The sequence below is a fragment of the Paenibacillus sp. J2L1-98 genome, assembly GCF_056269405.1.
The window spans coordinates 1-22,383 of record NZ_JBWDNW010000023.1; the positions used below are offsets into that span (position 1 = coordinate 1).

The following is a 22,383-nucleotide window of genomic DNA, read 5'->3' on the forward strand; positions in this document are numbered from 1 at the left end:
TGGCGAGTTTCTCCAAAGCAGTATATTTTCCTCTAGACATGAAAAAGCTCCCCTCACAGTAGCAGGCTTTTTATTATTTCACCTGTCTACCGTATGGGGAGCATATCAGACTTATTTTCACGTCCCTGGCAGCCGCTGTTTCTATTATTGGGGGCAGTCTAATACTTTATTTTCCTTGAACATCGGAACACTATAGTGATACAAAAATCAGAAAGCCGAAAAACGTGATAAATTACAAAGCAGCTTCTGTGGAGAAGCTGCTCATTAATATAACACTGACATACAGTTGTCAGGGTTGCCATTGTATGATGAATACATAAGTAAACTACAAAAACCGGAGGTAATTGAAATGACAAATCATAGTTTGAGATTTTACGATTATCATGTATGGGCAAATAAAATAATCTTTAATCGATTAAAGGTGCTTCCGCATCACCTATACAATCAAGAAATTCAAAGCGTGTTTTCTTCGGTGTCGAAGGTCATGGCACATATATACAAGGTTGATTGCGGTTGGCTGGACATCCTGATGGGTAAAAGTATGAGTGAAGCTATGGAAGCTTCTTTTCAAATCGAGGCGGATGCAGAAGCTAGAAGCCTTGAGGAACTGGAAGCTATGTATGATGATTTGTCCGTGAGATTCAAAGCATGCATTAGTGGGCATGCGGATCTTGAGAAAGAGGTTGTCTTGGATAATCCTTACGCTGGAATTTTGAACACCAGATATTCAGAATTTATTATACAAGTTGTGAATCATGGTACGTACCACCGAGGTAATCTGTCTGCTATGCTTCGTCAACTGGGCCACTCCTCTGTTATGACGGAATATGGACTTTTTATGTACCAGGATGAATCAAACACTAGTATGTCAACAGTTCCTGCCAATTAGGACAAATACCGTCTTCGGCGGCCGTTTTTATTCACAAGAATATATACCGATTGCCGAAATAAGACAAGAAATTATACCGGTTGCCATAACTTGAATTCATGCATCGTGGAGAATGGGTTAGAGGGTGCGTTACTTGCACGCTTGCAAATATTGGAATCAAACAATGATATAATGGTGTTATTCCATTATAAAAGGGAGATGTTAGATATGTATAAACACATCGAGGATTTTGCCGCAACTTGGCGGAATGAAACGGCAGCAACGATGCGGACGCTGGAGGCGCTCACGGACGAGTCTCTTGGCCAACAGATAACGAGCGACCATCGAACGCTTGGACGTCTTGCATGGCACCTTGTACAGACGTTGCACGAAATGCCCTCGCGGACTGGATTGTCTTTCGAAGGACCGGGCGAAGATGTGTCGGTGCCAGCTTCGGCAACGGACATTGCGGCGGCCTATAAGCGGACCTCGCAAGCGCTCCTTAATGCTGTACAGTCCAGTTGGAAGGATGAGAATCTGCTCATCATGAGTGACATGTACGGCGATCAATGGCCGAACGGCTTGACGTTGGATATCCTCGTAAAGCATGAGATTCATCATCGCGGTCAAATGACGGTTCTGATGCGTCAGGCCGGCCTTCGAGTGCCGGATCTTTACGGCCCTACGAAAGAGCAGTGGGCCGAGTATGGTGCACCGGCTCCGGTAATATAGAGTAAGACTATATCCCGCTTTGGCCGTTTGGCTGAAGTGGGATTTTTAATCATTTTATCATGAATAAATAAAGGGATAACATCGGATAAGACGGACAACTGTTGTTCAACTAACAGGTTAGCTCAATAAAACAGTAGCAGTAGGACCTTACTTTCTGATCCGTGACTGCCGCTGGTTTTTGAGCAGTTTGATCTTTACTGATAGAAACCTGTCAAATTTAAAAAGTAATATCGGAAAAGAGTAGTGAAACTTACGGTGCAGTACCACGAGAGGTAACATACCAACCTAAATTATTCCTTTCTACATATACGAAAGATAACTCAACTTTAGGCACAATATATAAATCCCCATATTTGGGGTCATTCTTAATTTCACCCTCTATTACTTCCCCAGATAGTGCAATTAACGGTGACGTAATTAACATATCTCGCCTTATTGCTAATTCGGGAATAGGAAGTGGGAAAAAAAGGGCATACATTAACAAAAGTGATACTGTGATAAGCATTGTTCGTTTAGTAATACGGATCATGAAAATACTCCTTTATTAAAATTTCGTTATTCCCTGAGAAAAATGAGGTTTGCTGAAGAGCAGAATTTGTCACTTTTACAGTAAATAGACTAGAGGCGACCAAAATATATTTCTTAATTGGCGTTGTATTTTCATATTCCTTGCTATCCAAGTAACGGAACCAAGCAAGATAATGTTGCAAATACTTGGTTGATACACCATTAAAGCGGAGGAAATTATTACGAAATCCAAACATAAGACAAATTCAATCTCGATAGTTTATTTGGTCATTGAAGCATTCTGTTGCTTCGACGGTACACTGCGCGTTACGCAAAAACTAATACTTAGAAGTAATAACTAAAAAGCACCCATGCAGGGTGCTTAAGCTGACACTATTTGAAATGACCCAACCTTCTTTAACCGATTTAAATACTAACGCGAGACCAATTAAGCGGACACATCCAGGTCTTGGTATGTCTTATTTGTCATTATGATTTTTTTGATTTATTTCATTATGTTTATTTTCATGATCATTCTTCTGCTTAATGTGCATTTCTTGCTTTTCATTTTTAGCTTGCTTTTCATTTTTAGTTTCCTTTTCAATCCTAGCTTCCTTGTTGGTCTTTGCTTCCTTAGTCTTTGTTTCCTTAGTCTTTGTTTCCTTAGTCTTTACTTCCTTCTCCAGTTTCGTTTTTTTGTTCAACACCGTTTTTTGCTCCGTCTCCGTTTTAATTGAAGAGGCTGCAATAGTGTCACTGGAAACAACGGTATTCTTATTTGCGTCGGCAGGAACTACCACCTGGTCAGCCGATGGTTCGGAAGCTTGCTCTTTTTGAGCCTTATTTTCGAGCTTGGCAAGCTTTTTCTCCAAATGACCGAAAGACTTTATAATATTTTTCAAGAGCGATTTCTGGGCTTGAGGGTTTTTCACCTTTTCCAGCGCGGCGGTTAGTGATAGAATATTATGCTGCAGATCGGATTTAACCTCAACTGCCTGTTTTAGATCCTTATCATCATTCTCCTCTTCCGCTTCTGCAGCTACTAATTCTATTGCAAGCTGCTGGTTTTCAAAAGACTTCTGGAGGACTTGTTCCGACTTTTCCGTTTCCCCCTTAGTATACAAGGCAGTCGCTTCGGAAAGACGCTCCTGAGCGAATTTAGCGAGCAATCCGGCCTCCTTCAAATCGTCAGCCGTAATCGATAGTCTGATATTTTCATAGACGACTTTAATAAAATAGAAGAAATCCCCCGGCAAAAGGTTTGGAGTTTTCTCTTTGTTTTCCGAAACGGCCGCCTCAGCCGATACATTCGTTGTTATCGTAGGAGTGGATATCGGATCCGCCGCCTCCCCGGAAGCAAACGCACTGCCTGTCCCAACGCAGAATACAAGCATGCTAATTAAAGCGCTCTTTGCAAAGAAAGTATTTCTTTTTGGTACCGTTATTCGTTTATGATTCATTCCGATTACCACCCTCATGTAATTGTTTTAGCTGCAGCTGTATTTAAACAATACGGAATCGGGATATGATTTCTGGGGGTTCAGGAAATCTAACGGGGACAATAGTGGAGGAGCTTGCTATGCAGCAGTTCCTCTTTCCTATTGAAGAGAAGTAATCTTTAGTATTATATAACCCATCTATACCGTATTGTGGTAAAATTGAATATGAATGAAACTGTTTTTGAGGTTGAAACTTATGAGTGGAATACGAATTCGAAACTTTGAGCATTCTCTCATAGAACAAATGGAGCAATACAATACACCTAAAGAGCTGGGAGTATGGTTATTAATTCTCAATAATGAGCATACCGGCAGCATAAGAAAGTGTTTTAATGGGAATATCGTCAGGAGGAATATTTGAAGCGAAAGAATAACAAAAATAGATTAAAAAACAAGCAGCTACCGGCAAATCGGCAGCTTTTTTTTTCGATGTCCATCGTCCAAGCTAATGCTGGAGAAACCGCAGGCCTTTAGTTTGCATATTGGCTAATTCCTAGTCCTAACCGAGGCCCGCAATCGGTTGCTTGTCAGTTGGTATTAATACATGAACCTTTTCAATTGATATGAAAGCACTATCATGTAATAAAATCCAGACTTCTTTAATAAATTTCATACTGGACAAGTTGGGTATACTATCCTATTGTTTTTTACGGGAATAGCTGGGGGGATGCCAATGTGGAGCTGGATAAAGCCGAAGAAGACGTATTCCAGCATTTTTCTTTACTCTTGCATAGCTGTAAGCTTGCTCACCCTGGTGTTCACAATGTTCCTGAGCCGGCAGTTCGCTCAAAGCGCAATGGATGAAATCAATATGTCCAACCAAGAGAAAATGAACCAGGTCATGAAAACCTCGGAATTTACTTTGCAGAAATTGCGTCAGTTTGCGCTCAGAATTTATTCGGATGAAAATATCGCACTGTGGATCAACATGAGTGAACAGGATTATTCTCCACTGTCGTTAAATAAAGCGGGCGAAAGCGTAAGGGAGTTTATGAGCAGCGAGCCTTTCATAGACGGTATTTATTTATTCAACTTTAATCTCGGCCAAATCTATACCTCAGACTCAAGCATTTATACGATACAGGATTTCTATGACCAGGCCATGCTGAATTACATTAAGAATCAGAAAACGCCGTATCTGCAGTTTGTCAACCATGAGGTGAAGGGCGAATCGCATTTAGCGCTTGTCGTGCCTGCAGCCGGACCTAATCAGAACTATCATGGATTCGTTGCGATTCTGTTCAGCAAGCCGCTGCTAAATGAGCACATGCTGCAAATATCGGAGGAAGATCATTACAAAATTTTTATTGAAGGCACAAATAAGGAGTATATTCTGGGCAATACAGATGCCGCATTGACGGAAGCTCTCATGGGGACGGAGAAGCCGGAGGCGGCAGAACAGGGCTGGAAATGGGAGTTCGGCAATGAAACCTGGTCCATTCAGGCGGCACAGCTTCCTATTGAAGGATGGAAGGTTTATCATTTGTCACCGATCTCTCTGTGGCAAGCGAAAATAACCAAGATCCGGACGGAAATTATCGGTTCCTCGATCATTCTGCTGTTCGCATTGCTGTTATTCTTGTTCTGGCAATCCTACCGCAGCTTGAAGCCCATTAGCGACTTGGCCTTTCAACTACAAAGCAAGCTCGGCAAGAAGCATCCGATGGCGCAGACAGCGAATGCCAATAATGAGATTGAGTGGATTCATTCCGGCTTCCATCTGCTGGTCGAGCAGATCGAGCAATTGGACTTGTCGATCAAGAGCAGCAAAGCTTTGGTGAAGGAGGATTTCTTGCGTCAATGGATTCTCAATTCGAAAGCTTCCGGACCAGTTGAAGCGTTTATTAGAAGTGAAACGAAAATCCTCCAGACGGGCTCTTTCCACATGGCGGTCGTACGGCTGGAGTCATACGGGCGGTTTAAGGAATATTACGATTTCGCTTCACGAAAATTGCTTCGCTATGCACTGGGCAATATTATGGTCGAAGTCCTCGCGAATCACAGGTTTACCGCGGAAACGGCCGATTTCAGCTCGGATCACATCGTGGCGCTTATTTCTTCGTCCGCTTCGGGGGAAGACACGGCGCCGGTCATCGCAGCGATGGAGGAGGTAAGAGCTCAGATCAGACGGTGGCTGAAGCTGGAATTGCATGCGGCTGTCAGCTCCGTGCTTCATATGGAAGACAATGTGCACACCGTTTATACCCGGATGTACGAACTGACTTTGATCGGATTCATTTATAACGAGGACCGGGTATTCACCTCTGAAGATCTGGAGCGGTATCAGCTGGGCGAAGACAGCAAGCTGGATGAAGACTTGCTGAAGCAGGTGATTTATTCCGTTCACCTTAAGAACGATAAGGCTCTAAAGAGTTACCTGGATGAACTTACCTTGCATATGCAGGCGCTAAGCTATGAGGAATGTAAGCTGCAGCTGACTCATATTATTTATTCGATTATGAAAAGCTTCAAGAACTATAAGACGTTCCAAGGAATGAAGAGCATCCATACTTTCCTGGAGCAATTTGCAACCATTGGAGAAGTGAACTCGTGGATGTACGGGGAGCTGCTGCAGATCATGGATCAGCACCGCAGGAAGAGTACCTCAAGCCGAAAGGACGAGGTCGCCGCTGAGATGATCGAATATGTGCGCAACCATCTTCACAATCCGATGCTTTCCGTTGACGACATTGCCGCTCATGTGTCCATATCCGTAAACTATGCCCGGCAAATCTTCAAGGAGCGTTTTGAGTGCTCATTATCCGACTATATTACAAACCAACGGATCGAGTACGCGATCAAGCTGCTTACAACGACTGATTGGACGGTAGCCGATATATCGGAACAGTCCGGATTTCAAACCAAGAGCACCTTCTATTCCCTGTTCAAACGGGTAACCGGAATGACGCCGAACCAATACCGTAATGAAAATACGCATGTCAATGAGTAGAAATCCGTACTTCAGCCGGTTGGAAAATGAATACTTGCCGTTTATTAACTTTCGTACCGATTGATAGATACCGGACTGTTCGGATGCAGTACAACCCGAGTATGATCAGACAGAAGCGGGACGCGCGGGTCAAAACAGAAATCTTCGAGGACGCCTCCCGGATAATCATCAAGCAGGAGGGATTTAGCCATGAAGCTAAGAAGAAGAGGGTTCTTGTTAATGGTCGTATCGCTAATCCTGACAGGAATATTGGCCGGCTGCAGTTCGAATGTACCGGCCCCTTCCGAAACAGGAGAATCGCCGCAGGCTTCCGAGGACGGAAAATTAAATCTGGTTACCCTGAAGATCATGTTCCCCGGAGATCCGCCGGCGGACTGGGATGAAGTCAAGGCGGAGATGGAGAACCGTCTGGCGGGTACGCTTAATGTGAAGCTGAACGTGGTGTTTATCCCATGGACGGACGTTCTTCAGAAGCGTCAAGTTGCATTATCCTCCGCGGAAGACTACGATCTGATCTGGGACAATAATCCGGTGCAAAATATAGCCGCCGGCCTCTATGAACCGCTGGATGAATTGATCGAGAAATATGGGCCGGATATCAAGGCCAATCGCTCTGCGGAGCTGATGGAAGCCAATAAGGTAAACGGTAAAATGTATGCGGTTCCGCTTGAAGTGAATTTTATACGCCCATGGACGTTTGTCATCCGCAAGGACATTCGGGAGCGGCTGGGTGTCGAACCGATCAAGAGCTATGACGAGCTGATCGAATTTATGTATTTGGTGAAGGAAAAGGTTCCGGAAATCACTCCGTTCATTCCTAACGGTACGGAACATATCGGCTTGAGGCTTGCAAACATGCTTGATCCGACGGCCAACCTTGCAGCCGTACTGAACTATCCCGGACTGTACACCAAAGGGAACGACGGGAAGGTCTATAATATTTTCGATAACATGGACCCCATGATTATGAAAAATTTCGAGCAATATCACAAGCTGTATCAGGATGGAATTTTGGCCAGAGATGCCCTTACGCTTAAAAATGCGGAATTTGCCAAAGGAAAGGCGGCTGTTTCCACGTTTTTCGATTTCGGCGTCAATCTGAATACCCGCACGGCGCTTGAAAAGTCGGTTCCGGGAGCTTCTGCAGAAGCCTTCTCCTTATACGACACCAGCATGAAGCTGAACTCGACCTACAAAGCGGGTAATTTTATTGCCGTTCCGGTCGTCAGTAAAAACAAAGAACGCGCCATTCAATTCCTTAATTGGCTGAACCAGAAGGATAATTACGATCTGCTTGCCTACGGTATAAAAGGGAAAAACTGGGAAGATGCGGGCGAGGGTCTTTATAAACCGATCCAAGATAACCCTTATGCGGGCGTTCCTTTCGCATGGGGCTGGAATCCGAAGCTGGATCGAATTGATGCCAGCCTTCCTGAAGATGTCATTGCGCTGAATAAGTGGCAGAGGGATCCCGGTAACTTCACAGCGGATATTCTGACGGGCTTCACCTTCAATCCTAGCCCGGTAGCCAATGAAGTGGCACAACTCAGCAATACGGGCGTGGAGTTTTATAATCCGATCGTGATGGGGCTGGTGGAACCGAACGAGGGTCTGGCCAAGTTTAAGGAAAAGGCCTATGACAATGTGAAGAAAGTCCAAGCGGAGTATCAGAAGCAGCTGGATGAATATCTGGCTGGCAAGAACAAGTAAGACATCAAAAAAGCCGGCGGCCTTGAAACAAGGCCGCCGGCTTTTTTTAGAATTGCGTGCCCGGTGGCACGCATCATCTAGTTGGTGAGTTTACTTAAGTATCGGTAAAATACGTACTTTTCGCGAGTGATAGAAATCGAACCTTCACAGGGTGTTGCCGTTCATACCTATTGGGAAATTCAAGACTATACGTACGCCATCGCGAATGCGTAATATGCAGATACAGAAGAAAGGAAAGGAGAGCTTGAGATGGGGCTTCTGCATGAGCTTAGGAAAAACAAATGGCTTTACGCGATGTCGCTTCCCGTCATTGTGTATGTGTTTATTTTTTCTTATTTGCCGATGTCCGCTCATATATTGGCTTTCAAGCAGTTTACACCGGTAAAGGGGCTCTGGGGGAGCGAATGGGTGGGCCTCGACAATCTGACGTTTTTTTTCACCGGTCCGGATTGGCTGGGTGTTACGTTGAATACAATTTACTTGAATCTTCTGTTCATTGTTTCGGGTACTGTAAGTTCCTTATGCATTGCGCTGCTGCTGAATGAAATCCATCATTCCTTATTCAAAAAGGTGACGCAATCGCTCGTCATTCTGCCGCATTTTATTTCCATTATCGTCGTTAATCTGATGGTCATGAATTTCTTTAACGGGCAGGACGGCATGATTAACCGCTTGCTAAAGGAATTCGGTTTTCAGATGATCTCCTGGTTTCAAACGCCGGAGGTTTGGCCTTGGCTGCTCACGATCATATTCGTATGGAAGGGAGCAGGGTGGGGATCGATTATTTATCTTGCAACCTTGACGGGTTTCTCCGAGGAATATTATGAAAGCGCTAAAATCGACGGAGCCAAGCGTTGGCAGCAGATTTGGTATATTACGCTGCCGCTGCTGCGGCCGACCATTATCGTGCTGACGCTTCTCTCACTGGGACGCATCTTTTACGGTGATTTCGGCTTGATTTACGGTATCATCGGAGACAATTCGCTGCTCTTCAATTCCACGGATGTGATCGATACGTATACGTACCGGTCCTTGAGGTCCACGAATATGAACAGCTACAGCAATGCCGCGGCAGTCGCCTTATTCCAGTCGGTTATGGGGCTGATTACCATTCTGTTCTTCAATTGGATTGTCCGCCGGGTAGATAACGATTCGAAGCTGTTCTAGAAAGGGAGGGATTGTAAGAGCATGAAACAGCGGGATACTTCGCAACTCGCCGTGTCCGCAGCAGCTTATCTATTCATCGGCATTTTCGCCCTGATTTGCTTTATTCCCTTCTGGCTTATGTATATCGGGTCGTTCACGGCGGAGAGCCAGATTGTCAAGGGCTTTCGTATGTTCCCTACGGAATTTACCCTTGATTCCTACCGCTTTTTGTTCCAGGGCAGTCAGGTATATCACAGCAGTTTCGTTTCTGTTTTTATTACGGTGGCCGGCACCGTTGCAGCCGTGCTTATGACTTCTATGTTCTCCTATGTTGCGGCCCATCCGAAGGTAAAATACCGGCATGTCCTTTCCTTCTACATTTATTTCACGATGCTGTTTCCGCCAGGTCTGGTCGGCTATTATTTGCTCATTTCCAACTGGCTGAACCTGCGGGATTCACTGCTCGCACTGCTGCTGCCGCTCTTGTTCTCTGCCTTCAATGCTTTCTTGATGACATCGTATTTCCGCACGCTTCCCTTTGAATTGAATGAGGCGGCAACCGTGGACGGTGCGCATGAGCTGTATATCTTCTTCCGGATCATCTGGCCGATTTCCATGCCGGTTATCGCGACGATCGCCCTGTTCTATGCCCTTTCTTATTGGAACGACTGGTTTAACGCGCTGATGTTTATCGACGATCCGCATAATCATCCGCTGCAGATGATGCTGCGTAGAATCGTTTCCAATTCGGAGAATCTAGATTATTTGAATGCGAATATCAATATTCCCGTCTCGGCGACAGGCATTCAGCTTTCGACGGTTATTATTACGATCGGGCCGATCATTTTCTTGTATCCGTTTCTGCAGCGCTATTTTATCAAAGGGATGACGATCGGAGCCATTAAGGGATAAGGGGGTGATCTTCGAAGCCGCATCGAAATCGGAGGCGCTGTCGAAGAGATTGACGACCGCTCTCCGCCGGCAGGCTCGGTTACGATGCCGCAGTCGTCATCGGAGATCAAACGGTACGGGTGAAGCAGCTTACCGCTGCAGACCGAAGAGGCTTATAATGCCTTCGAGATTCGGCCGACTTTGAACGGCCAAGGGCTTGCGCTCTTTCTTCTGAACATCATATTAGATTCCATTAGACGGAGGTAACGAATGGTATGAAACCTCATTTCCGGTATACCCCGGAGCCGGTGCTGGAGCCGGTTCCGGGCTGCGAGTGGGCAAGCAAAATGGTGCTGAACCCGGCTATTGTTAAGGACCCGGCTTCCGATCGGCTGCATATGCTCTTCCGGGCGACGGGCCCATGGTCCCGGAAGCGCAAGGAAGGAAAGCATGACCCGTATCCGATCTTTCTCGGATATGCCAAGAGCAGCGACCTGGGGAGAACGTGGACTGCCGATTTCTCCCGGCCTGCCATTGCTCCTGCTCTGAATGAGCGATATGAAGACATTTTTATTACGGATATACACGGCAACCGCGTACGCGATTATTCGAATGGCTGCATCGAAGACCCGCGTATTTTTCCGGTAGAAGGGGAGCTTTATCTGTCCGCAGCATGCCGACTGTTTCCGCCAGGCCCGTATTGGCTTATCGATCGGGAGCCGCCGGTCGATACGCGCAACGACTATGTGCCGGAATGGGTGCATGAGGGCGACGATCCTTTCCGCGTGACCGCCCGCTCCAACCCGACCGTAACCGTGCTGTATAAGCTGGACCTGGATAAGTTGAAAGCAGGCCGCTATGAGGAAGCCTTTGCCTATGTATGCCCGTTGACGGAGGGCCATGTCAGCGATAACCGCGACGTCTTCCTGTTCCCGAACAAGATGCTGATTAACGGGAAGCTGCAATATGTGATGCTGCATCGCCCGATGACGCCTGCCTTATTCCCGCAAGGAGCCGGGGTGGAGAAACCGTCGATCTACCTCGCCGCTGCGGAAAGGTTGGAGGATTTCGCGAGCGGCCGGGCAACCCACCGTCTGCTGGCGACGTGTAAATTCCACTGGGAAGAGAATCGGATCGGGGCAAGCTGGGCTCCGCTCCAAATTTCGGCTGGCGAATGGCTGGTTTCTTATCATGGCAAGAAAGATGCCAGCTTCGGCTATACGCAATCCTTTATGATTTTGCGCGAGCAGGATAACGATTTCCCGGTTGTGGCGCATCGATGCTCCGAGCGATTGATGTACGCCAGCCAGGAATGGGAGATGCCGAGCGATTATCCTACGCCTTGCTTATTTACAACGGGAGGAATAGTTACAGGAGATGATCTGATTATGTCTTATGGAGCAGCCGATCAGAAAGCAGGCATTTCTTGGGTGAATTTCGCCGGGCTGGTGGAGTATATCAAGCAATTTGATGAAGAAGGCCGGAAGGTGGAGAAAAGACTCAACAATCCCGATGACTAATGACTTGGAGGCCAATTATGAGCAAATGGTATAGATGGTATCGAGGTAGTTCTTTTAGACTGTTTCTAGCAATCCTGATGGTATCGTCGTTTATCCCTGTCGGAGGAGCTCAAGCGGGAGGTACGCTGCTTAAAACCGGTAACTATTTTTTCAGCCCTACCCCGGATGCAGGCACTTTACCCGACAAAGGGGCGACCGGCCTGGTATCGTCAGCTAACGGCGCACTTTTTGACGGCATAACGACGACCTATGCCGGATTTATGGGAAACGCGACCGCCAAAGGGACGGTGCAGGTGGTGATTGACCTGCTGAAGGACTACCCGTTGGATAACATAAACCTCGTATTGAAATCTCCCAACATCTATTGGTCGTTTAATCAACTTACGGTCAAATACCGCCCCGAGGCTGTATCGGAATATTACTATATTGCCGGCAAGCATGTAAAATCGGGAACCGCCTTGGACTATTCGGTCAATATCCCGATGAACAACAAGACGGCCAGGTTTATTGTCATCGATATTAAGCGGTCTCACCCCTATCAGCATATCCCGCTTTCGGAAGTGCAAATTTTTAAAGGCACAGGCGATGAAGGGCAGAATCCGGCTCCTGCTTATACCGTAGAGCAGATGCAGGTTGAACTTAAGAAAGACGCTTTGATGGTGGATAAATACGGACAGTGGGTTTATGAAACGTGGCCGGGAAAGGTTGAAACTGACGCGCAAATGCAGCAGGAATATGTGAATGAGGCGAGAGCGCTGGCGAAAGTTTCACTGGACCGGCGCAAATATGATCAGTACGGCGGGATTAAAAGCGGGGGCTATTATCCATGCAGCGGATTTTTCCGGCTTGAACAAATCGATAATAAATGGTGGTTTATTACGCCGGACGGCTATAAATTCATTTTAAAGGGCGTGGATACGACAAGCATATGGGAATGGGGATACGGAACGCCGTATAAGAGAACGGACGGCACTCTGAAGAAGGTATTCGAGGAGCTTCCCGATCCGACCATCTATGCTCCCGCTTACACCAATGACTCGAATGGCGAAAGAGTCAGCTTCGTCGTCTCCAACGTCATGAAAAAATACGGCAGCGACTATGAGGAGAAGTGGGAGGGAATCACCAAGAAGCGGTTGATCAATTGGGGCTTTAATGCTTTCAGCAAGTGGAGCAGACCTAATGATGTCAGATTTCCTTATATAGACGTTCTGCAAGATCCGTCAACTTTGAAAAGGATTCAATGGACTTACGATGTGTTCGATCCGCAGGCTGAATCCATTATCGACAGCGCCTTGAAAGAAAAGCTTCATGCGCAGAGGAATGACCGGTGGCTGATCGGCTACACTTACGATAACGAAGCCGGATGGTCGGCCGATATTGTAAAAGAGGTTTTGCTGTATGATTCAACCTCTGCGGCGAAGAACGCCTTTGTGGATTTTATTGCGCCAAGATATAACAATGACATTGCCGCCGTTAACCAGCTTCTTGGCACGAACGCCGAATCGTTTGACGCATTAAAAAATACGCCGATCGCAATCGCGAAGGTTCCGGCTGCGGATGTATCGGACTATATCAAGCTGGCATCCAAAACGTACTTCTCGACGATCCGTAATATTATCGAAAAATATGATAAGAACCATTTGTTCTTGGGTACTTCCATCGTTCCGACCTGGCGGACCAGTCTGGATTGGGATTCGGCAGCCATGGAATATGTGGATGCTTTTTCCGTAGACTTTTATACGAATGATCCGGGCTGGATTTCCAGATATGAAGCTTTCGGAAAACCGCTGTTGAACCTGGAATTTACTTTCAGCACTAGCGAGCGAGGATTATCGCCCATCAATGCTTCTACAAGAGCGGCAAGTATTGCGGACAGAGGCATGAAATTTAAAGCTTTTGTCGAAAGCCAAACGGCACATCCGCTGTTTGTCGGCTCGGGCTGGTTTGAGTACTATGATCAAGCGGTTCCCGGGCGTAAAGACGGCGAGAATTTCAATGCAGGCTTGCTAAACCAGCAGGATCAGCCTTATACGGAAATGGTCGAAATCATGAAGACCGTCAATGCAGGGCTGGAAACGATCCATGAGAACGGGGGCTAAACCCGGCCCCTAGCGAAATCAAATTACAAAAGTTATCTTTAGTATAACAGGAAACGAGAGCTAATTAATCTAAAAGATGCCGGCGAATTGAATTTATCCCCGTCAATTAGACAATTACTAAAGAAGCGCCCATGAAGCAGCCTTAGTTCGGTATTAAACCGGACTAAGGCTGTTTAGTTTTTTCTGAATACGCTACGTGTTATAAAAGGATAAAGCTGCCGATTCTACCAATTCCAAATCCGTACAAGCTCTGTTTTTTTATTATTCTTGTACGCAGAGATTACTAGGAGTAGAATGGAAAAAGATATAAATGTAAACGGTTTATTGGAAGAGAATTATTGAAAACGGAGGCTTGACATTAGATGCAGCCAACAACGCATGATATGATTCATGCAAGCGCTTTAAAAAGAACATTTGGACACGGAAGCAGCGCGGTTACTGTATTGAAGGGAGTAGATTTATCGATCCCTTCCGGCAAGCTAATCGCTTTTAAAGGAAGATCCGGCTCTGGGAAAACGACGCTTATTAATTTGCTGAGCGCGCTGGATCGGCCGACAGAAGGACAAATTACGTTTGGCGGACGCGATTTGACGGCGATGTCGAATCAGGAGAGAGATCAGGTGCGCCGCAAGGAAATGGGGCTTATTTTTCAATCCTTCGCCTTGATCCCTTTAATGTCTGCCTATGAGAACGTGGAGTTTATATTAAGAGTTTCGGGTGCGCCAGCTAACGGCCGTAAGGAAACGGCGATTGAAGCATTGGAGCAGGTCGGCTTGAAGGGACGCATGCATCATCGGCCTTTTGAGCTGTCGGGAGGGGAGCAGCAGCGGACGGCAATTGCGCGGGCAATCGCCCATAAGCCGAAGCTGCTGCTTGCCGACGAGCCTACGGCGGAGCTGGACAGCCGTACCGGTCTGCAAATTATGAAGGTGTTTCGCGATTTGGTAGAGACGGCAGGAATGACGATCATTATGACGACACATGATCCTGCCATTATGGAAATCGTTGACCAAGTGTACGAATTGGAGGATGGACAAATTGTCGCAAAAGCTTAAACCGCTGCTTAGCTGGTCAGCCGCGCTTCTCATTGGCGCTTCACTTACAGGGTGCTCCTTGCTCCCAGCCGAGGAGCAGGCGTTAAAGCCGCCGCTCATCAAGCCGGCCCAAGAAAATTACCGGACGGTTACGGTCGAGAAAGGCATGATCACGCAGGAGATTAAAGGAAGCGGCAGCCTGGAATCGACGAAGTCGGAGATTGCGCAGTTTACAGGCCAAGGCGGCCGCATCGCGAAGATGATGGTTGCCTCCGGCGCTAAGGTGAAAAAGGGCGATGTGCTTGTCCAGCTTAATGTAGACGGATTAGATATTCAGCTGAAGGAGCAGGAGCTGTCGGTTGCAAGAGCAAAGCTGGCGCTCAAGCAAGCTAAATCGGGTGGAGACAGCGATGCGATCGACATTGCAAAGCTGCAGCTGGAAATTGAGAGCCTAAAGCTGGAGCGGTTGATGACGACCTTCAACAGTAAGCAGCTCGTTGCCGGAATGGACGGCCAAGTCACGTTCGTCGAGGATTTAGAGGAAGGTGATTTTGTCGAGGCCTATCAGACGCTTGTTATTATTTCCGATCCATCTAAGCTGCGGGTAGCGCTTCGGGTTGAAGCAGGTGCAGAAATAAACAGCGTGGACGTCGGCTTTCCGGCTCTGGTAACCTTTGGAGATCAGGAGCTGCAGGGCAAAGTGGTGCAGACGCCGTCTTCCGCTCCAACAACGTTGAACGAACAACTGCAGGATCGATACTCCAAAACGCTGTTCATCGAACTGCCGAAAATACCGGGTGACGCTTCGATCGGAGCGTTCGCAGACGTGAGGATTATTTTGCAGCAGCGTGATGACATCTTGAAAATTCCTCGCAGCGGCGTTCGCAGCTTCCTTGGCAGAACGTTCGTAAGAACGCTGGAGGATGGCAATAAAATCCGTGAAATCGATGTGGAAACGGGGATTAAGGGCTCGACTGAAATTGAAATCACGAAGGGTTTGGAAGAAGGCGCGGTCGTCGTGCTGCAATAATATCTGCATGAGTCCGTTCTAACGACGGGGGTTATCAGCCGTTTACGCTTGAAATATAAGAATGTATACGCTTTCTGGCTATTCTCGACTTATATTTCTCCGGAAACGAGCTTTTGACGCATACTTGGCTTCAGCCGTTTAGGCTTGGGAGGTTTTCGGGTGGCTTTGTTTGTCATGATTGTTCGCAAAATGGTGCAAAATAAGTGGTTGGTTGCCAGCCTGTTTATTGGTCTAGTGATGTCTGTTGCTTTGGTCAGCAGCATGCCGATATATTCGGAAGCGGTTCTATCGAGGATGCTGGTCAAAGATTTGGAAACGATGCAAACGAAGAAGAGCGTTTATCCCGGGAATCAGTATAATAAATTGTTCTATACGAAAGAAACGCCGGATCAGATGAATAAGATCTATACGAAAGTGGACCGTTACATACGTGAGCAAGCGTCAGCCGGCTTTCAAATACCGGTGCAGGAGCTGGTTGTCGATTTTCAATCGAAATCGATAAAGATTAGGCCGACAAATGATCCTGAGCCTAACACGAAAAAATCGGTCAAGACGATGTCGCTGCGCTCCTTCTCCGATCTTGAGGAGCACATAAAGCTGACCGACGGCAGAATGCCTGCAGAGCAGCAGCCGGTAGATGGCGTATATGAAGTGCTCGTTACGGAGCGGGGGCTCATTCAATTCAAAACGGTGCTCGATTCGGAGTTTTTTGTAGACGACGATAAAATTGCCGGGGAAATAAAGTTTAAGCCGGTAGGCGTATTTGAGAAGAAGCAGGATGACGACCCGTATTTTAGAGATACGGACCTGAGCGAGCTTAGCGGCAGCTTTGTCATTAGCGACAAACTGGCTAAGCAGCATTTCTTGCAGGAAAGCCGGATTCCCGTTGCGTCCGTAGGCTGGTTCTTCGTGCTTGATTATTCCAAGCTTGAGCTAAGATTCGTAGACGATTTCATTCAGACGACCAATAAGATACGCAACGTCATGCTTAATAACGTAACGATGTATCAGACCGTGTCGGAGACGCCTGCGCTCGATACGATCGCCAAATACATGGATCGGGCGAAGCAGCTAAGAACGCTAATGTGGTCGCTTAATGTTCCCGTTTTCATTATGCTTGGTTTTTATATGTTTATGGTTTCGAATCTCATCGCCGATAGGCAAAAGAATGAAATCGCGGTGCTGCGCAGCAGAGGTGCAGCACGCTGGCAGGTGATCACCTCCTATGCGGTGGAAGGCATTATTTTATGCGGCATTGCATTTGGCGTTGGCCCTTTGCTGGGAGTTGTGCTGACCGACTTGCTCGGAGCATCAAACGGCTTTCTGGAATTTGTGCAGCGCGTAAGACTGCCGGTCAGAATTACAGAGGAAGCCTACCGCTATGGAGCAATCGCTTCCGCCGTCTGCTTTGTCATTATGCTTATCCCAATTATTATGGCAACCCGCGTCTCGATTGTCGGACATAAGCAGCAGCTGGCAAGACTATTAAAATCGCCGCTATGGCACAAAATGTTTCTTGATGTCATTGCGCTGGCGCTCGCGATTTACGGCTTATACACGTTTAGAAAGCGGTTGGCCGATTTGCAAAGCTTGGGACTGAACGCCGGCGATCTGAATATCGATCCGCTGCAGTTCGTTATTCCCGCCTTGTTTATTATGGGTGCGGGCTTGCTGCTGCTTCGTTTGTATCCATGGGTGCTCAGACTCGTATACTGGACCTTCAAGAAATGGTGGCCGCCTTCCGTATATGCGACATTGATACAGGTCGGCCGCTCCAGCACGCAATATCAATTTTTGATGATTTTTCTCATAATGACCATTGCTACAGGAGTATTCAGCGCTTCGGCCGCAAGAACGATCAACAATAATACGGAGGATCGGATCAGGTATGGCAATGGTGCGGAGATCGTGCTGACCGCACAGTGGGTAAATGATGCGCCGCCGCCTCCAGCTCCGGGTCAGCCGCAGCCGGAGACGCCTGTAACGGAAGCTCCTGTACATTATTTGGAGCCGGCGTTCGAGCCCTTTAAGACGATCAAGGGCGTGGAGCATGCGGCTAAAGTATTCAATAAAGAGGCAGCCTTCAGCGTAAATGAAGGCAGCGGAGCCGCAACGCTGATTGGCATCGATACGGACGAGTTCGGAGAAACGGCCTGGTTCCGGGACAGCCTGCTCGATTATCCGATCAACGACTATTTAAACTTGCTTGCCGGCGACTCGCAGGCCGTGCTCATTTCGAAGACTTTGGCGGAGCAGAATAAGGTTAAGCCGGGCGATACGATTTGGGTAGGCTGGAGCGACGTGCCGCAGCAGCCGTTCAAGGTGTACGGCATCATCGATTATTTCCCGACATTTAACCCGAATCCTGCCATAGGCAGCGTTGATGTCAGCGAAGATTCAGCGTCAGGCCGCGCTCCTATGCTGATCGTAGGTCATTTACCGCGCATTCAGGTGCAGCTTGCGCTTGAGCCGTATGATGTCTGGATCAAGCTGAAGCCAGAGGCCAGTACCGCAGAGTTCTATGAAGGGCTCACGGAATCGAAGCTTCCGATAACAAGCATTGTCAATACGAGAGAGGAGCTTGTGGATGCCAAGAATGATCCGTTCCTCATGGCGCTAAACGGAATTTTGACGCTTGGCTTCGTTCTCTCGATTCTCGTTAGCTTTATCGGATTTTTATTGTACTGGGTATTGTCCTTGCGGGGCCGGACGCTTCAAAACGGTATTTTACGAGCTATTGGCTTGTCGCTTAAGCAGCTTATCGGCATGCTGGCGGTTGAGCAGTTGCTTACATCCGGCGTTGCCGTACTAATCGGAATCGGTGTCGGCAACTTGGCAAGCTTGCTGTATGTGCCTAATTTTCAAATTGCCTTTAATCCAAGCAGTCTCGTTCCGCCGTTCAAGGTGATGTTCGAATCCTCGGATTTAATGCGCATTTATGTGCTCGTCGGCTTCATGCTGATCTTCGGACTTGGCATACTGGCCTATATGCTGTCGCGGCTGCGCATCCATCAAGCGATAAAGCTAGGGGAGGATTGACGGATGATTCATTGCGAGGGGCTAGTCAAAATATACAAAACTGCCGACCTGGAGGTATTCGCGCTGCAAGGCCTTGATCTTCATATCGAAAGCGGCGAGCTTATGGCGATAATCGGCAACAGCGGCAGCGGCAAATCGACGCTGCTTAATATGCTGGGCGGCTTGGACCGTCCTACGGCGGGCAAGCTTACGGTTGACGGCAGAGACATGCTGAAGTTTAAGGAACGTGATTTTGTCCGCTACAAACGGGAAAGCGTCGGCTTCGTCTGGCAAAATAATGCGAGGAATCTTATCCCGTATTTGACAGCGCTTGAAAATGTCGAGCTGCCGATTCTGCTTACCGGCAGCCGCAAGCGCTGGCGGGCGAAGGAGCTGCTGGATGCCGTCGGGCTTAGCCACCGCGCCTCGAACAAGCTTTATGAGCTGTCCGGAGGCGAACAGCAGCGGGTGGCGATCGCCATTGCGCTTGCGAATCATCCGAAGCTGCTGCTTGCGGATGAGCCGACTGGCTCGGTAGATTCGCGTATGGCGAATCAGATACTGGACTTGTTCCGCGAGCTGAATCGGACGATTGGGATTACGGTCGTTATTGTTACGCATGATCCTGAGCTTGCAAAGAAGGTGGATCGCGTCGCGGCTATCCGCGACGGCAAAATTTCATCAGAGATGCTGCGCAAGCGCTCTTACGCCGAAGAGTTGTTGGAGCTTGCGGAAGCTGAGGATGAAGAAGGCACGCATGTGGAGTATGCCGTGCTTGATAAAGCTGGCCGCCTGCAGGTACCATCGGGCTATTTGGAATCCATCGGCATCCGAAACTCCAATAAGCTTCGCGTGGAGCTTGGAGAAGGCAGAATCGTGCTCCTCCCTCCGGAGGAGAAGGCAGAGTAAGCAAGCAGGGCTGCGCCAGGTCGGTAAGACGTTGGGCGCAGCCCTTTCGTCATTTGGGGAGCTTCGAAAACGATGATTATTTATCTCAATTAAAGTACTGGGATTACAAGGGAATAAATGGTAGGATGGAGTAGTGTAGAAGGAAATGATTATCCATACCACATATATGGGAGGAATCTAAATGTCTAATGCCAGAAGCGAAGCTTCGGTTGAAGCGCTGTTTAAGCCCTTTGCATCCAAAAATCTAGAGCTATCAAATCGAATTGTAATGGCGCCGATGACCAGAGGATATTCCCCGGATGGAGTACCGGGAGAGGACGTTGCCGCTTACTATCGCCGCCGGGCGGAAAATGGGGTTGGCCTTATCATCACCGAAGGAACGCTGATCAACCATCCCGCAGCAGCGGCCAATCCGAATTGGCCGAACTTTCATGGCGAGGCTGCGCTCCTTCAGTGGTCAAAGGTTGTGGATGCCGTACACGAGGCGGGAGGAAAGATCATTCCTCAGTTATGGCATATCGGATTAACCCGCAAAATCGGGGATCTGCCTAATCCGGATGCTTTGCCGATCGGTCCCTCGGGGCTGAATCTTTCCGGCGAGAAAATAACAGAGCCGTTAACGGAAAATGAGATCGGGGAAGTGATTGCGGCTTACGCGCAGGCTGCGGCAGACGCAGCTAAAGCCGGCTTTGACGGGATAGAGCTTCATGGTGCGCATGGTTATTTAATTGATCAGTTTTTTTGGGACAAAACAAACCAGCGCACCGATCGCTATGGCGGAGATCTCGCAGCCCGGACCCGTTTCGCTGTCGAGGTTGTTCAGGCATGCCGACGTGCTGTTGGAGCTGATTTTCCGATCGTTCTCAGGTTCTCCCAATGGAAAGCAGGTCAATACACAGCCAAATTAGCCGAGTCGCCTCAACAGCTTTTGCAATTTTTGACGCCGCTCGCAGATGCGGGAGTCGATGTTTTTCACAGCTCGACACGCCGCTACTGGGAGCCGGAGTTCGATGATTCCGATTTGAATCTGGCAGGCTGGACGAAAAAACTGACGGGAAAACCGACGATAACGGTAGGGTCAGTTGGTCTTGACAATGAATTTAGAAGCAGCCTGGGCGATGCCGCGAAGCCGGCTTCCCTTGCCAGATTGATTGAAAGGCTGGAAAATGGAGAGTTTGATCTGGTGGCCGTTGGCAGAGCACTGCTAGCTGATCCCGAATGGGCAGCCAAAATCCGCGATAATCGCACAAATGAGCTTTTGGACTATGATGCGTTTGCTTTGAAATCTTTATATTAATAGGCTGACTGCAGGTAAACGATGCAGGTCATGAGAGGGCTTGGAGATAATCCGGGCCCTCTTCTGTATTTCCGGCAATCCTGTTCATGTAATCAACCTATAAGATGTTTGACAGCTTCCGGTACTCGCTCGGCGAGATGCCCTCGTGCCGGCGGAAGATACGGCTGAAGTAATGAATGTCCGGATAACCGACCCGGCTTCCGACTTCTTCCACCGATAATTCCGTTTCACGCAGCAGCTTTCTTGCTTCGCGGTGCCGGACGGCGCTGATAAACTCGCCCGGGGGCATGCCGGAATGCTTTTTGAACAGCTTAGCGAAATGGTCCTCATTCAAGCTCATCCTGCATGCCAGTTCTTTATTGGACCACGAATCAGCAGGCGAGGATTCAATGTTATTCATCATTTCTGCGATTTTGGCTCCATGTACAGAAGCTTCCGCCAATCTGCGCGTCATTTGCGCCCGAAGCAGCTGAGCCAGAATGTTCAGCATCAGCGCTTTGCATACCAGCTCATAACCGGCATACCGCATCGCAAATTCGTGGACAAGCTCTTCGAGCATCTTGACGCAAGCAAGCGTCGGTGTGTAAACGGGGCTTTCGGATAGCGGCATAAACGCCTCGGCAATTGCTTCCGAAGCAAATTTATCCGGTTGCACCGCCTCCTCGTCGACGACGATATCCGCTTCAGTCAGGATTTCGAGCTCATCGAAAAAGTCGAAATGAATGCCGATAAACTTGGCATAAGGCTCCGAAACGATCTCATTCTGGTGAAATACACCCGAGGGCAGGAAAATCAATTGACCGGCCGAAAGGGAATAACGCTGCCCATTCATCGTTGTGGCCGCTTCGCCTTGGCTTACATATAGAAGCTCAAAGTCATAAATTCTCCTTCGCTCCAACTTGCCTGGAGGCAAGAATTGAACCTGCGCATAATGGATGCTCGGGGACCAGTCCCGTAGCGGTGACGCTTTGAGTTCAGGATAGCCGGTTGTTGTATGGTACATCATTTACTCTCCTATCTGATTCTTATTGGTCTCCATGAATCGATAGCGTTCGAATTATTGCAAGATCTCTAAATAACTAGTCTTATAGAGTATTATAAGGTATATATAATTTGTGCGGATATCAGAAAATAAGCCCAATACCTTAGAGGTACCGGGCTTACTCGTTTAAT

16 protein-coding genes and 1 pseudogene are annotated in these 22,383 nt (G+C 47.8%); 13 read left to right on the forward strand and 4 right to left on the reverse strand.

The window, feature by feature from the left end; all coding sequences use genetic code 11:
- Window positions 1–349 precede the first annotated feature (349 nt).
- Both AC0YNZ_RS25940 and AC0YNZ_RS25945 read left to right on the forward strand, forming a co-directional pair.
- Window positions 350–889, forward strand: a complete 540-nt coding sequence (locus AC0YNZ_RS25940) for a DinB family protein (protein ID WP_475829359.1) — start codon at window positions 350–352, stop codon at window positions 887–889.
- Between the two features lie 207 nt (window positions 890–1,096).
- Window positions 1,097–1,600 carry a DinB family protein gene (locus AC0YNZ_RS25945; protein WP_475829360.1) on the forward strand — a complete coding sequence of 168 codons (504 nt, stop codon included), beginning with the start codon at window positions 1,097–1,099 and terminating at the stop codon, window positions 1,598–1,600.
- A gap of 250 nt (window positions 1,601–1,850) precedes the next feature.
- Here the strand turns inward: AC0YNZ_RS25945 and AC0YNZ_RS25950 are convergent, their stop codons facing one another.
- The 3 genes and pseudogenes from AC0YNZ_RS25950 to AC0YNZ_RS25960 form a co-directional block, all read right to left on the reverse strand.
- On the reverse strand, window positions 1,851–2,129 hold the full coding sequence (locus tag AC0YNZ_RS25950; RefSeq protein WP_475829361.1) for a hypothetical protein: 279 nt from the start codon (window positions 2,127–2,129) through the stop codon (window positions 1,851–1,853).
- Window positions 2,130–2,204: 75 nt separating this feature from the next.
- Window positions 2,205–2,337, reverse strand: a pseudogene (locus AC0YNZ_RS25955) (IS1595 family transposase); the annotation flags it as partial.
- Between the two features lie 249 nt (window positions 2,338–2,586).
- Window positions 2,587–3,567 (reverse strand): DUF5667 domain-containing protein, encoded by a 981-nt coding sequence (locus tag AC0YNZ_RS25960; protein WP_475829362.1) that lies wholly within the window; start codon window positions 3,565–3,567, stop codon window positions 2,587–2,589.
- A gap of 712 nt (window positions 3,568–4,279) precedes the next feature.
- Here AC0YNZ_RS25960 and AC0YNZ_RS25965 point away from each other — a divergent pair.
- The 11 genes from AC0YNZ_RS25965 to AC0YNZ_RS26015 all read left to right on the forward strand — a co-directional run bounded on the left by AC0YNZ_RS25965 (window position 4,280) and on the right by AC0YNZ_RS26015 (window position 21,210).
- A complete protein-coding gene (locus AC0YNZ_RS25965; protein WP_475829363.1) occupies window positions 4,280–6,556 on the forward strand; it encodes an AraC family transcriptional regulator in 2,277 nt (758 codons plus the stop codon).
- A gap of 189 nt (window positions 6,557–6,745) precedes the next feature.
- On the forward strand, window positions 6,746–8,266 hold the full coding sequence (locus AC0YNZ_RS25970) for an extracellular solute-binding protein (protein ID WP_475829364.1): 1,521 nt from the start codon (window positions 6,746–6,748) through the stop codon (window positions 8,264–8,266).
- A gap of 249 nt (window positions 8,267–8,515) precedes the next feature.
- The gene (locus AC0YNZ_RS25975) at window positions 8,516–9,433 is read left to right on the forward strand and encodes an ABC transporter permease subunit (RefSeq protein WP_110769556.1); all 918 of its coding nucleotides are present in this window, start codon (window positions 8,516–8,518) and stop codon (window positions 9,431–9,433) included.
- Window positions 9,434–9,454: 21 nt separating this feature from the next.
- On the forward strand, window positions 9,455–10,324 hold the full coding sequence (locus AC0YNZ_RS25980) for a carbohydrate ABC transporter permease (RefSeq protein WP_475829365.1): 870 nt from the start codon (window positions 9,455–9,457) through the stop codon (window positions 10,322–10,324).
- Between the two features lie 254 nt (window positions 10,325–10,578).
- The gene (locus AC0YNZ_RS25985) at window positions 10,579–11,823 is read left to right on the forward strand and encodes a glycoside hydrolase family 130 protein (protein WP_475829366.1); all 1,245 of its coding nucleotides are present in this window, start codon (window positions 10,579–10,581) and stop codon (window positions 11,821–11,823) included.
- 17 nt (window positions 11,824–11,840) lie between these two features.
- Entirely contained in the window at window positions 11,841–13,922 is a 2,082-nt protein-coding gene (locus tag AC0YNZ_RS25990) for a hypothetical protein (RefSeq protein WP_475829367.1), read from the forward strand.
- 362 nt (window positions 13,923–14,284) lie between these two features.
- On the forward strand, window positions 14,285–14,977 hold the full coding sequence (locus AC0YNZ_RS25995) for an ABC transporter ATP-binding protein (RefSeq protein ID WP_475829368.1): 693 nt from the start codon (window positions 14,285–14,287) through the stop codon (window positions 14,975–14,977).
- Window positions 14,961–15,986, forward strand: coding sequence for an efflux RND transporter periplasmic adaptor subunit (locus tag AC0YNZ_RS26000; protein ID WP_475829369.1), 1,026 nt, complete (start codon window positions 14,961–14,963; stop codon window positions 15,984–15,986). Before AC0YNZ_RS25995 ends, AC0YNZ_RS26000 begins: the two co-directional genes overlap by 17 nt.
- Before the next feature lie 159 nt (window positions 15,987–16,145).
- Entirely contained in the window at window positions 16,146–19,025 is a 2,880-nt protein-coding gene (locus AC0YNZ_RS26005) for an ABC transporter permease (RefSeq protein ID WP_475829370.1), read from the forward strand.
- A 3-nt stretch (window positions 19,026–19,028) separates the two neighbouring features.
- Complete coding sequence (locus AC0YNZ_RS26010) at window positions 19,029–19,913, forward strand: ABC transporter ATP-binding protein (RefSeq protein WP_475829371.1); 885 nt, start codon at window positions 19,029–19,031, stop codon at window positions 19,911–19,913.
- A gap of 181 nt (window positions 19,914–20,094) precedes the next feature.
- Window positions 20,095–21,210, forward strand: coding sequence for an NADH:flavin oxidoreductase (locus AC0YNZ_RS26015; protein ID WP_475829372.1), 1,116 nt, complete (start codon window positions 20,095–20,097; stop codon window positions 21,208–21,210).
- A 97-nt stretch (window positions 21,211–21,307) separates the two neighbouring features.
- Here the strand turns inward: AC0YNZ_RS26015 and AC0YNZ_RS26020 are convergent, their stop codons facing one another.
- Complete coding sequence (locus AC0YNZ_RS26020) at window positions 21,308–22,216, reverse strand: helix-turn-helix domain-containing protein (protein ID WP_475829373.1); 909 nt, start codon at window positions 22,214–22,216, stop codon at window positions 21,308–21,310.
- Between the last annotated feature and the right edge of the window lie 167 nt (window positions 22,217–22,383).